Origin of the sequence: Chitinophaga qingshengii (assembly GCF_014529935.1) — a bacterium.
Classification (GTDB): Bacteria; Bacteroidota; Bacteroidia; order Chitinophagales; family Chitinophagaceae; genus Chitinophaga; species Chitinophaga qingshengii.
Genome location: NZ_JACVFC010000001.1, coordinates 757,710 through 770,835, shown reverse-complemented (window position 1 = coordinate 770,835; position 13,126 = coordinate 757,710). Strand labels below are relative to the sequence as shown.

The window sequence follows — 13,126 nt, the reverse complement described above, 5'->3', positions numbered from 1 at the left end:
CTAATGATACCCACTTCTCCTGTACAAGACCAGTTAAACATTGTTGCCAACCAGCACGTCGCCGAAAGAAACTTCTGGTTGCAACTGCTTTCGGGAAATCCCGAAAAGGCTGTTTTCCCGTATGACCGCGATAACAGGTTACAGCCGGCTACACCGGATAAATTGATCTTTGAGTTACCTGCCACCCTGGCAGACAAACTCAATGCGCATGCCAAAGGAAATGAAAAAGCGTTGCATATGATACTGATGACAGGAGTGATGGCGCTTTTGTCCAGGTATACTTCCCTGTCTGATGTAGTCATCGGCACGCCCGTTTATGATCAGCAGGCACCGGTGCATTCCCTGATTAATACCATGCTTTTGCTGAGACGGAATTTTTCTGAAGAGACCTTCCGGTCGGCACTCACAGCGGTAAAATCTGCATTGACTGATGCGTTGAAACATCAGAATTACCCGGTAAAAATATTGCCCTCCCTGTTGGGAATGGAATATGACAACGAACATGAATTTCCGCTGTTCGATGTAAGCGTTTCCCTGAAAGGTTTACATGATCCGGAATATGCAGAGCAGATACCACATCGCTTACATTTTATATTTGATCCAACGGAGGACGTCTGGCAGATAACGGTTGTATTTGACAAGACAGCTTATCTGCCGGACACCATTTCCAGTATTGTCAGGCACCTGTGTTTTTTTCTTAATGAGGCTACCACTTATCCAAACAAGCCACTATTTGAAATAGATATGCTCAGTAGCGAAGATATGGGTGTGTTACTTCATTGTCTGGATAATACTGCCGTGAAGTATCCTGATAACGCGGTTATTCATGGCTTTTTTGAGCAGCAGGTGCAACTGGCTGCCGGCAATACAGCGATCAGCTGCGGAGATCGTCAAATGTCTTACGGTGAACTGGATGAGCAGTCAAACAAGGTGGCCAACTGGCTGCGTAGCAACGGAGCTGGTAATGGATCATTGGTGGCATTGCTTATAGACCGTTCGCCGGAAATGATCGCCGCTATAATAGGTGTATTGAAATGCGGGGCTACCTATTTGCCGATAGATCCGGACCTGCCACAGCAACGGATTGATTTTTTGTTGAATGATAGTAATGCCGGATGGATAGTGGCTGATCAGGTGTATGTCGCTAAAATCAGCTGCGGGGTAAAGGTGCTGCTTACGGATGATGAAGCCTGGAAAACCGCTTCCGTCCAACCTCTGGAAGTGAAAGTGCATCCGGATGATGCTGCATACGTCATTTACACCTCTGGTACTACCGGATTGCCTAAAGGTGTAATGGTTTCACATCGTAGTGTTGTGAGATTGTTATTCAATGATGCCTCACTTTTTGATTTTTCTGATACCGATGTATGGACACTTTTTCATGACTATAATTTTGATTTTTCTGTCTGGGAGATATTTGGCGCTTTGCTATACGGTGGCCGTCTGGTAATCGTCACCAAAGAGGTGGCCCGCGATCCACGGCAATTCCTCGGGTTGGTGATGAAACAGGGGATTACAGTATTGAATCAAACCCCCTCGGCGTTTTACGCTTTCGGGGAAGCTGCATTGACTGCGTTGCCCGCGGCGGCTGAATTGCCGTTGAAAACAGTTGTTTTCGGCGGAGAGGCACTGGCCCCCTCCCGGCTAAAAAACTGGATTAACCGGTACCCGGCCGTAGATCTTATTAATATGTATGGTATTACCGAAACAACTGTACATGTAACCTATAAGAAAATCACGGTTGAAGACATTGCCAATGGTACAAGTAATATAGGAAAACCACTGCCTACACTGGAGTTACTGGTTCTGGACAGCAGAGGCCAGCTGGTGCCGGCCGGTGTTAAAGGAGAATTGTATGTAGGCGGGGAAGGACTGGCCATTGGTTATCTTAATCAGCCTTTGTTAACAGCGGAGAGATTCGTGGTCCACCCGTTTAAGAGCGGACAACGGTTATATAAAACGGGCGATTGCGTGCGTATGAAAACGGACGGTGACCTGGAATACTTTCATCGGCTTGATCACCAGGTAAAACTCAGAGGATACCGGATCGAGCCCGGAGAAATAGAAAACCAGCTGCTCCGTCTCCCCGGAATCAAGGGCGTAGTAGTATTGGCTGAAACAGATGAAGAGGGGCATCAATCGCTTTGTGCCTATCTTTCTGGCGCCACGGGTATCAGCGGAGAAGAGATGCGTAAGTTCGCCGCATCTTGTTTGCCACCGTATATGGTGCCGGCCGCTTTTGTCAGCCTTGAAAAATTTCCACTAACCAATAATAATAAGATCGATCATACCGCCCTGCGTAAGTACAGGCATACTGCCACTAAAATAGTGGTACCGGCAAAAGATGAAGTGGAAGAAAAAATGCTTCGCATCTGGCAACGACTGTTGAAACAGGAAGATATCAGCACAACAGACAGCTATTTCCATATCGGAGGAGATTCTATACGGGCTATCCGCCTGATAGGGGAAATCAATAAAGCTTTTGGAAGAAACCTCAAGATCGCGGATATCTATAGGTACGATACTATCCGCGAAATCACCAATCTGGTCAGACTGGAGGCATTATCCGGCACAATAGCGGCTAAAGGAGAAGCCATGCAACAGCTGGACGAATTCCGGCAAGTCATTATCAATAATAAGGCGCTTCCTGCTTATGGTGCCATTGAGGATATTTTCCCGATGAGTGATATCCAGAAAGGAATGACTTACTACAGTAATCTTAATACAGCGGAAGCAGTATACCATGAACAGGTAGTGCTGGAAATCAGGTATGAAGATTTCTCCTGTGAGCACTTTGAGCAGGCACTTGCCATGCTGGTGCAGAAACACATCATCTTCAGAAGCGCCTTCTGGATGGATTATTATGCACACATCGTATATGATCGGGCTGAATATCAAATACCTCTCCATGACATTTCCCATCATAAGCCGGAGGAGCAACGGGAATTGTTGGAAGAAGCACTGGTTGCCGGTAGAAATCAGCCATTTGAGCTGGAAAAACCGCCACTGTGGAGAATGTCGCTCTATAGATGCAGCGATAATTTCCATGTACTGCTTTTTGAATTGCATCATGCTATCCTGGATGGTTGGAGCCAGGCCTCTTTTCTGACAGAACTGAATAATACCTATCTGCGGTTATTTACTGACAAAGACTATAAGCTCTCTCCGCTGTCCGTCTCATATAGAGATTTTATCATTCAGGAGATGATCAGCAAAAAGGATCCCCAGGTAGCCGCTTTCTGGCAACAAGAGTTGAAAGACTATAAAAGGGTGGCTATTGGCAGTTCACACAACAGATCCGCTTTGGGATTCAAAAGAAAAATATCGCATCTGGGTCATGAGATGTATCAAAAACTGGAAGCATCCGCACGCAGGCTGGATACCAACGTTAAACATATCTGTTTTGCGGCCTACGCCTATACCATCAATATGCTTTCCTCCGATGCGGATATCGTGGTAGGGCTTACTACCAATACTCGTCCGCCGGATATGGATGCCGCCCAGCTCGTAGCCTGTTTCCTGAATACTGTACCGGTACGTCTCCAGACAGATGAGGCCCCAAGCTGGGCTGGTTTTGTGCAACTGGTGGATAGAAAACTGAAAGCACTGAAATATGTCGATGGCGTGTCCCTCTCAGAGATTATGAATATTTGCGGGGAACAGACTACGGAGAAAAATCCCTTCTTCGATACAAAATTCAACTATATCGATTTTCACGTAGTGAAAGGCATGGAAGAGGCACCAGTAGATAATACCGCGACCTCCCTTGGCATTTCCCATTTTATCAATGAAAATACGCTACTGGATTTTCATATCAATAATACCTGGCAGAACCTGATACTAACCATCGTATACGCTTCGGGATGTGTGACAGATGAAATGGCTGAACGCCTGAATGCGTATTTCATCAAATTATTGGAACTGTTTATCAGTCAGCCGGATGGCGACGTTTGTAAAAGCGAGGTATTATCATCGAAAGAACTGCAACAGGTGACAATCGACTTCAATGATACGGATAAGTACTTTGAAAGGGAGCTTCAGATATTGGATACTTACCGGCATCGGGTCGCCGCGTGTCCGGACGAAGTAGGCTGGATATATGAAGATGAGGTGTTTACGCATGCCTTTATCGATAGTTGCACAGATCGCATTGCAGCTGCTATTATTGCCAGAAAAAAAGGAGATAAACAGGTTGTTCCCGTGATGCTGGAACGTTCTCCCGGTATGTTGATGGCATTGCTGGGTATACTTAAATCAGGAAACGCCTGGCTCCCGATTGATCCGGCATGGCCATCGGCAAGAATAGGATACATCCTTGAAGATGCCGGGGCTTCACTCATGATAGCAGAAACTACTTTTACCCATGCGCCGGAGGGTTGCGGGGTATTAGACCTGGAAACCGCCATGCTGGCATCACCAGGGGCGCTACCCCTTATTGCAGATGAGGATCTGGCTTATGTAATTTATACATCAGGTTCTACCGGCATGCCCAAAGGAGCGATGATAGAACACGGCGCGCTGCGGAACAGGTTGCGTTGGATGCGGGATGCTTACGAGATAGGTAATCGTGATATTATCCTTCAAAAAACACCTTATATTTTTGATGTTTCCGTATGGGAACTGTTACTCTGGACAATATCCGGCGCGACACTCTGCATAGCGCCCGAAGGGCTGGAAAAAGACCCCGATGGGATGATAGAAGCTATTAATATTCATCAGATCACCATCCTGCATTTTGTACCCTCTGTATTGACCTATTTTATGAATGCCCTGGAGGAACAGGCCTGCAGCATACCATCACTTCGGCGGATATTTTCCAGCGGCGAAGCGCTGGAAAAGCACCAGGTATCGCGGATGATGACCCTGAAAGAATACTGCTCCGCTGAGCTGTCAAATCTGTATGGCCCTACAGAAGCAACCATAGATGTCACCTGGTTTGATGTAACTAATGATAACTATCCGCGCATACCTATCGGTTACCCGATAGACAATATCCGGATTTACATCCTTGATAACAGCTTGCAGATACAGCCTGCCGGCGTACCGGGAGAGCTGTGTATTGCCGGTATTGGGTTAGCGAGGGGGTATTTGAATCGTCCGGAACTGACAGCGGAGCGGTTTGTAACACATCCATTGCTGCAAAGAAAAATTTACCGTACCGGTGATTATGCCCGATGGGACGAAAATGGTGCGTTGATATATATGGGCAGAAAAGATGACCAGGTTAAAGTAGGTGGTGTCCGGATAGAGCTGGCTGAAATTGAAGCGGCCTTCAGAAAATTGCCTTATATACGGGAAATTGTGGTACTCGTAGCGAAGGAGGCATCGGGTGAACAGAGCCTCCGTGCGTACTATATTTCCGAATTTCCAATAGCCCCGGTTAGAGTGAGAAAGGACGTAGGCAGGTATTTGCCGGCGGCGATGGTGCCTTCGTTTTTATTGGCCGTGGGCATGATTCCCTTTACTCAAAATGGCAAAGCAGATAAGAAAGCGCTGCTTTCTCTTGAAGTAGAGGAAGTAATCACAGTAGCTTATTGTGCTCCGGAAACAGAGATAGAGAAGAAAGTGGCAGAAATCTGGGAAGAGTTCACAGGCAAGGATAACCTTGGATTGGACGATGAGCTCTTTACTACAGGAGCTGATTCTATCAAGGCCTTACAGATAGTATCGAAAATGAAAAGGCAGATAGACAAACGACTGCATATAAAAGATGTATTTACATATCCGACGGTTAGGCAACTGGCTGCGTACATTTCCAAACTGACAGCGGAATAAACAGAAAGCTTATGCATAGAGATAATTTATCACCGAAAGAACTGTTACTGGTAAACCGGATTGAAATGCTTCAGCGGCCGACAGGCGGCGATTCTATGAAAGTGCTGCTGCTGTATGATTTCCCTCTTCATTTTATCGGCGATACTATTTGCCGGTTCTGTTATCTGAAAGCGCTTTGTGGTTTTTTTGAAGAATCGGTAGAGATAGAGGTGAACTGCCCCAATGGTATGGTTCACCAGTTGATTCGGAATAATCCATACGTGTCTGCAGTGTCCCAAACGCCATTGATGGAAATTGACTACATGCAGTATCATATGATTATCATCACCTCCATTGAAACTGAATTGGCATTTCTTAATATGCTCAGTATCCGCTATGCAGATACGGTGCTGGAAGGAAGTCCTTTTCCACAGGTGTTTTCCGTAACGGCTTACTTCGACAAGCTGGCGAAATTGGATACTATTTTTTCTTCGCTGCCCGGTCTGGGAGACTATATCCAGGATAATGCCGACGCGGTACAAAAGGAACTTTTCCTGACGGCAGGAGAAATAGAGTGGGGAGGGAACTGGTTGCGCGGGCAGGGAGTAAAGGAAGACGATAACCTTATCGTGATGTTTGACGACAGTTCCCGGAAAATCAAGCAGCTGAACATGGAGGTTTACTTCGATCTCCTGCAATATTATATCGATAACACCAATGCAAAAATACTCATCTATGATGAAAAAGGCATAGGGAAAGATACTTTCTATGAAGCGTGGTTGGGATCAGAACAGATGGCAAGGCTCGTTTTCGCGCGCCAGCTGGGACTAAGAAACGATATATCTCTGCTGGCCGATAAGGCGGTGAAGCTGATCTTTGGTCCATGTACTGGTATGATGCATTGTGCCGCTGCTGTTTATGGCGTGTTGGTGAATAACGGGTTCCCCCGGGAAAATGTACCACTCATCATTACCTACACAGGTAAGGATATTGAAGACCCTACGACGAAGTGGGACTGGTGGGGGGGCAAACAACTTTCTTATTGTATCCTCGTAGGTGACAACGATAACGGCCAACGGGAAATATTCCTCCTGGAACAATACAGGCATGATTACCTCTCTTGCAAAAACTTTACTGTAGCGCTGATTACCGGGTTTCTCCGGGCGAATTTTACTCAGCAGTTACAACCATTATTCAACCACAGTTCACATATAATCGGCAATTCTTAATACTGTTTATGAGCAATATTGCTTTTATGTTTCCAGGTGTAGGCGCCCAAAGCACCGGTATGGGAAAAACATTCTATGACAATTTCGCAATTTTCCGGCAAACAATTCAGGAGGCGGAAGATGAGTTGAAAATGAATTTCAGGAGACTGTGTTTCGATAAAAATGCTTTTGCCGAACTGGCTGCGCTGCAGGCTTCCCAATGCTCTCTGCTGGCTGTCAGCTATGGTATCTTCCGGGTATTTATGAAGGAAGTGGGATTACAACCTGCTTATTGCCTGGGACACAGTCTTGGTGAATACACCGCACTTACTGCTGCCGGTGTTATCCGCTACCCCGATGCACTTCACCTGGTAAAAAAAAGAGGTGAGATCATAGAGGATTGCCTCCGGGAGATTAACGGTACTATGGCGTGGGGTATTAACCTGCATTCCGAAAAGGTATATGAATGCTGTAATGAAATCTTTGAAGAAGGTCACCGGGTATATATATCGGCATATGATGGCCCCGATCAGGTTTCTATTTCCGGAGATGTAAGTGCAGTATACGCACTTGGTAAACGCCTGGAGAAAGCCGGCGGCATCGTTTATCCGCTCAACATGAATGGACCATTCCATTGTCCGCTTATGCTGGACGCCGCAGTAGCTATGAAACGGGAGCTGGACAAATACCAGTATGCCATAGGTACCAGTAAAGTACTGGCCAATTGCAACATGCTGTTATACGATGGCCCCGGATCGGTGGCTGCCAATTTATCGGCCCAGCTTATCTCGCCGGTCCTGTGGAGCGGGCAGATACAACGATTGGAGAAAGAGGGCGTGGACGTAGCCATTGAATTAGGACCTAAAGAGCTGCTGAAATTTCTCCTGATGCGGAACACGGAACAGATCACCGCATTCTCCGTTTCGGAAGATAAACACCTGGAAACTGTAAGACAACATTTTCTTATAGAAGAATCCGAGTACCACACTATTATCGGAAGAGGACTCGGCATCATTGTAGGTACGCCCAACCACAGCACCAATCAGCAGGAGTATAAACAGAGGGTGGTGAAACCTTTTCAGGCGTTGAAAGCAACCTATGTGCAGGCAACGGCCGATAACCGGAAAATCAACTCAGGGGAAGTGATAGACGCTGTCAGGATGGTCCGGGATGCACTGGAGGCCAAAGAAATCGAAAAACACAAAAGAGAGGAATATATTTCGCATATGCTAGGGAAAAAACACCTTATACAACATGGTAGTGAATATAAAATGATCACCGGCTAAACTATTTTATTATGTATCAAACGGACTTGCCCTATCTCCAGGTGGAACCTACCACACATTGTAACTTTACCTGTGGTTTCTGCGTCGGACGACACATGACCCAGCAGCATATGACACTGGAAACTTTTCGCGAGGTGGTATCCGCTGTTACGAACCTGGAACATATTTCTATCCAGGGAGAAGGGGAACCACTGCTGAACCCCCATTTTTTTGATATGATAGCTTTGGTCAGACAGCTGCACCCGGATGCCCGTATTTCTTTTATCTCCAACGGAAGCCTGTTTTCTTCGGAGAACATCAAAAGACTGCTGTCATTGGGAATTTATCGCATCATGGTTTCTATTGAATCTCCGGATATGGATAAATTCAGGGAGATCAGGGGAGGAAAACTGGAGAAAGTGATCAGAGGTATCGGAGCGCTACTGGAACTGCGCAATGAAATGAGGCTCCGGGAACCATTAATAGGCTTTGCGGTAACTGTTATGAAAAAAACAATGTCGGACTACAAAGGGATCATTGCGTTATATCACGAACTTGGTCTCGATGGCGGCATGACCTGCCAGTTTCTTCAGAACATGGATATCTATACCGCTTTCTATAACGATGATATGAAAGCGCAGGTATTGAACGATCTGGACCTGGAGTGGATGGAAGAAGTAGTGGGCGCTGATCCCGAAGTAACAGCGCTGTTGGCGCCACAACCAGGTAATCCTAATTTCTATTCTGGGCTCATGTCTAAACCCTCTGAGGGGTGCCCGTGGTTGACACATGGATTGTATGTTAACAGAAATGGAGAAGCCAGTGGCTGCTGTTATATGAAAGATGTACAAACCGACGGACTTGGTAAAGTAACACCCGCTACCATAGCAGATGTACTGACAGAACGCTACCATATACAAGCAGAGCTGCTGGATGGTAACATCCCGCACGGCTGCAAAGGCTGTACCGTTGCTCAGGCTATACAGACCCGCATTCTCCTGCAGCGATAACTATCCCCCCTTAAAACTATCATCATTTATGAATAAACACATAGGCGTTGTTGGCGCCGGTAATATTGGAGTTAGTGTAACAATTGACTTACTGCTGAAAGGATTCAGGGTTACCCTGCTGGATATTTCCACAGATATACTCAATAAAGCGATTCACAAAATTGAACAGGAAATCAGGTTGGCGGTGATGGTACAGAAGATACAACCAGCGCAGACTGATACCGGCCATTACAGAGAGCGGCTGTTGTTGACCACGGATATGGCTGATCTTACCAATGCCGGTTTTATCATTGAAAATACACCGGAAGAGTGGAACATCAAAGAAAAGGTATATAGGGAATTGAGTCATGTCTGTCCCAAAGATGTATGCTTTGGCGTAAATACTTCCTGTATCTCTATTGCACGAGTTGCGGAAATTACCGACAGAAAGGACAAAGTTGTGGGCCTGCATTTTATGAACCCGGTATACATGATGCCAACTGTGGAGGTCATGAAGAGTCGCTATACTTCAGCAGAAACGTTGAAGGAAATAAATCAGCTTATGAAAGATATGAAGAAGGAAGCCATTATTGTCAACGATCACCCCGGATTTGTTTCCAACAGGATTTCGCACCTCTTCATGAATGAAGCTGCCTATGTTTTCCAGGATAATGTTGCTTCTGCTGAAGAGATAGATAATATCTTCAAAAAATGTTTCTTCCATAAAATGGGCCCGCTGGAAACTGCCGATCTCATTGGAATCGATACCGTGATGAAGTCACTCAACGTGCTCTATGAAAGCTATCAGGACCCTAAATTCCGCTGCTGTCCGCTGCTGGTGAAAATGGTGGCGGAGGGAAAACTGGGAAGGAAAACAGGTGCCGGCTTCTATAATTATAACTACTGACTAGCCTATTTATTCACCATTCACCATTAAAATATATAACATGAACGAGCAGACAACGTCCTATGCAAAAACGGTCAGGGAGTGGATTGCTACCTCCACAGGAGTATCGGATTTTGCCGACGACCTGAATATTTTTGAAGCAGGTATTGTAAATTCTCTTTTTATTATCCAGCTGATGACCTACCTGGAAAGAACCTTTCAAATAAAGATCACCATGGAGGATCTGAGTATGGACAATTTTGCTTCCATCAATAATATTGCAACGTTTGTTGACACGAAGAAAGAAGTGGCTGTCATAGCTGGAAAATAAACAGGAGAACTTATGATGATAAATCGTCTTACCGCTGCGCAACAATCGAAATATGATGAGTTTAAAGACTTTGTCAGGGAAATGGTTTGTCCTGATACCGCGGCATGGGAGGCATCACAATGTATGCCCAGGGAGATCCTGCGTGTCTGCGGGGAGCGGGGCTTTATCGGAGGGCTGCTACCATCCGGGTATGGCGGTGGCGATTGGGATACCGTTACTTTCGGTTTGCTCAACGAAGCGTTTGGTAGTGCCAGTGCTTCGCTTACTGGTTTTTTTACTGTTCAGTCAATGGTAGCCATGAGTTTGTTGAAATGGGGCACCGCTGCGCAATGTCACAAATGGCTGCCTGCAATTTCGGCTGGAGAAGCGATCGCCTCTTTTGCGCTCACAGAACCGGAAGGAGGGAGCAACATACGGTTCCTCAACACGAGCTTTACTCCGTTTAACGGTGGCTTTTTGCTGAATGGAAAAAAGAAATGGATCACTTTTTCCGGATATGCTGATGTGTTGCTGGTGTTCGGACAACTTCAGGGGGAACAGCCAATAGCTTGTTTGGTGGAAAAAGATACACCCGGATTGACAATCATTCCGGTGACGGGTATGATGGGCTTTCGGGCTTCTCATTTGTCGGAGATAACCTTTGATAATTGTTTTGTGCCTTTGGAGAACATGGTAGCAAAACCCGGATTTGGTATTTCCTGTGTAGCCAATCAGGGACTGCACTATGGACGGATCAGCACCGCCTGTTCTGCTGCGGGATTGTTCCGCAGCTGTCTGGAAGAAAGTGTTCAGTTTTCGCGGCGCAGAATGGCTAAAGGTAGCCCTGTTGCCAATATCGGCGAAATCCGTTCACAGATCGCCAGGATGGCGACTCGCCTTGAGGCCGTGCAGTTAATGTGTTGGCATGCTTGCAGCCTGGAAGATATGCAACACCCGGATGCTATTCATACCACCCTGATGGCAAAACTAACAGCGTCTGTAGATGCAGTATGGGCAGCCTCCCAGGCAGTGCTGATCCACGGTGCGGCCGGTTGTCATGAAGACTCGCCGGTATCCCGCTGCTACCGGGATGCTAAAATTATGGAAATCATAGAAGGCACAACACAGGTTTGTGAAAATATAGTTGCTGATACTGTTCTTAAAAACCTGTCGCCTAAACAACCTGTATATGAATAAACCTGTTTATCCGGATATTGCGGTAGCCTTCGAAGCAATGGCGCAAAAAAAGCCGCATTATACTGCGCTGATCTGTGGGGACCAGGTGCTGACATGGAAGGCCCTGAGCGACATGTCCGGCGCGTTGGCTGTAATCCTGCAGAACAAAGGGATAGGACCGGATAAAATAGTCGGACTACTACTGGACCGCTCCCCGGAAATGATGATCGCTATCCTGGCAGTGCTGAAAGCCGGTGGCGCATTTTTACCTTTTTCAGTCACCGATCCGCAGCAGCGGCTGAACCACCTGTTGGAAGACAGCGCTACTACGCTGATACTAACCACCACCCGGTATGCAGAAAAATACCAGTTACCTGTTGAACATATACTGCTCGATTCAATGGCAATACCTGCCGGCGTTATTCAGCCCGAACCCGGCGCCAGACCGGAAGACCTGGCTTATGTGATCTACACGTCGGGCTCAACAGGTATGCCTAAAGGGGTGATGATAGAACGGTATGCATTGATGAACAGGCTGATGTGGATGCAGGAAAGCTATGCCATAGGCGAATACGATGTGGTATTGCAAAAAACGCCCTATACTTTCGACGTATCAGTATGGGAGTTGTTATGGTGGTCATTTACAGGGGCTACTATCTGTTTCCTGGCGCCGGGTATGGAGAAATTTCCGCTGGCAATTTCCTCGGAAATAATTCGTTGTAAAGTAACCGTTATACACTTTGTGCCATCCATGCTGGGTAATTTCCTGTACTATCTGGAGGAAGCCCGGCCACCACTTCCTGCTACGCTGAAGAAAGTGTTTTCCAGCGGAGAAGCATTGAAATCACAGCATGTAACGGACTTTTACAGGGTGTTTCCGGAGGGCCCTTTGCTGGTAAATCTCTATGGTCCTACGGAAGCAGCGATAGACGTTACCTTTTATGATGTTCCGGCACAGTCGGAGCATCAGATTCCTATTGGACAGGCTATTACCGGTGTATCGGTATGGGTAGTCAAAGATGGTGTAGCCGTAATGGAAGATACAGGGGAGATAATGATAACCGGTCACGGCCTCGCCCGGGGATATCTGAATAGGGTGGAACTTACCGCCGAAAAATTTTTCCAGTGCCCCGCAACCGGTGGACAGCGGGCTTATCGGACCGGAGATAACGGACGTTTAAGAAAAGATGGCCAGCTGGAATATAACGGGCGGATCGACTTTCAGGTAAAAATCCATGGTATCCGAATTGAATTAGGCGAAATAGAAGCGGCTGTTAATCGACATCCCTTAGTAAAGGACTGTATAGTGTTGGTAAAACGGGTAGCTGAAAATGTAGAAGTCCTGTCGGCCTTCTGCCAGACCACCGGCTCCCTGGAAGCCGCCGGGTTGCGACAATTCCTTGCGTTATCGTTACCGGAATATATGGTTCCCCGTCAATATTTTTTCCTTCCTTTTTTTCCACTTACCAGCAATGGAAAGGCGGACCGCGCCGCACTGTTGCAGTATGTTTTTTTTAATCAGGCACTAAAATGATTTT

The 13,126-nt window shown here is 46.5% G+C and carries 8 protein-coding genes; all 8 read left to right on the top strand.

What is annotated here, in order from left to right:
* Positions 1-3 precede the first annotated feature (3 nt).
* Genes ICL07_RS02720 through ICL07_RS02685 form a run of 8 tightly spaced genes read left to right on the top strand, consistent with a single transcriptional unit; the run spans position 4 to position 13,122 of the window.
* Entirely contained in the window at positions 4-5,775 is a 5,772-nt protein-coding gene (locus ICL07_RS02720) for a non-ribosomal peptide synthetase (protein WP_188086408.1), read from the top strand.
* A gap of 11 nt (positions 5,776-5,786) precedes the next feature.
* Complete coding sequence (locus ICL07_RS02715; RefSeq protein ID WP_188086407.1) at positions 5,787-6,983, top strand: glycosyltransferase family 9 protein; 1,197 nt, start codon at positions 5,787-5,789, stop codon at positions 6,981-6,983.
* An 8-nt stretch (positions 6,984-6,991) separates the two neighbouring features.
* Positions 6,992-8,248 carry an ACP S-malonyltransferase gene (locus ICL07_RS02710; protein WP_188086406.1) on the top strand — a complete coding sequence of 419 codons (1,257 nt, stop codon included), beginning with the start codon at positions 6,992-6,994 and terminating at the stop codon, positions 8,246-8,248.
* Between the two features lie 11 nt (positions 8,249-8,259).
* Entirely contained in the window at positions 8,260-9,237 is a 978-nt protein-coding gene (locus ICL07_RS02705) for a radical SAM protein (protein ID WP_188086405.1), read from the top strand.
* Positions 9,238-9,265: 28 nt separating this feature from the next.
* Positions 9,266-10,123, top strand: a complete 858-nt coding sequence (locus ICL07_RS02700) for a 3-hydroxyacyl-CoA dehydrogenase family protein (protein WP_188086404.1) — start codon at positions 9,266-9,268, stop codon at positions 10,121-10,123.
* A gap of 40 nt (positions 10,124-10,163) precedes the next feature.
* Complete coding sequence (locus tag ICL07_RS02695) at positions 10,164-10,433, top strand: acyl carrier protein (protein ID WP_188086403.1); 270 nt, start codon at positions 10,164-10,166, stop codon at positions 10,431-10,433.
* Positions 10,434-10,445: 12 nt separating this feature from the next.
* A complete protein-coding gene (locus ICL07_RS02690; RefSeq protein ID WP_188086402.1) occupies positions 10,446-11,609 on the top strand; it encodes an acyl-CoA dehydrogenase family protein in 1,164 nt (387 codons plus the stop codon).
* Positions 11,602-13,122, top strand: a complete 1,521-nt coding sequence (locus ICL07_RS02685) for an amino acid adenylation domain-containing protein (RefSeq protein ID WP_188086401.1) — start codon at positions 11,602-11,604, stop codon at positions 13,120-13,122. Before ICL07_RS02690 ends, ICL07_RS02685 begins: the two co-directional genes overlap by 8 nt.
* Positions 13,123-13,126 lie beyond the last annotated feature (4 nt).

Excerpts from the sequence above, each read along its gene's own strand:
- ICL07_RS02720 (WP_188086408.1), top strand. The coding sequence starts at position 4 with ATGATACCCACTTCTCCTGTACAAGACCAGTTAAACATTGTTGCCAAC.
- ICL07_RS02715 (WP_188086407.1), top strand. The coding sequence starts at position 5,787 with ATGCATAGAGATAATTTATCACCGAAAGAACTGTTACTGGTAAACCGG.
- ICL07_RS02710 (WP_188086406.1), top strand. The coding sequence starts at position 6,992 with ATGAGCAATATTGCTTTTATGTTTCCAGGTGTAGGCGCCCAAAGCACC.
- ICL07_RS02705 (WP_188086405.1), top strand. The coding sequence starts at position 8,260 with ATGTATCAAACGGACTTGCCCTATCTCCAGGTGGAACCTACCACACAT.
- ICL07_RS02700 (WP_188086404.1), top strand. The coding sequence starts at position 9,266 with ATGAATAAACACATAGGCGTTGTTGGCGCCGGTAATATTGGAGTTAGT.
- ICL07_RS02695 (WP_188086403.1), top strand. The coding sequence starts at position 10,164 with ATGAACGAGCAGACAACGTCCTATGCAAAAACGGTCAGGGAGTGGATT.
- ICL07_RS02690 (WP_188086402.1), top strand. The coding sequence starts at position 10,446 with ATGATGATAAATCGTCTTACCGCTGCGCAACAATCGAAATATGATGAG.
- ICL07_RS02685 (WP_188086401.1), top strand. The coding sequence starts at position 11,602 with ATGAATAAACCTGTTTATCCGGATATTGCGGTAGCCTTCGAAGCAATG.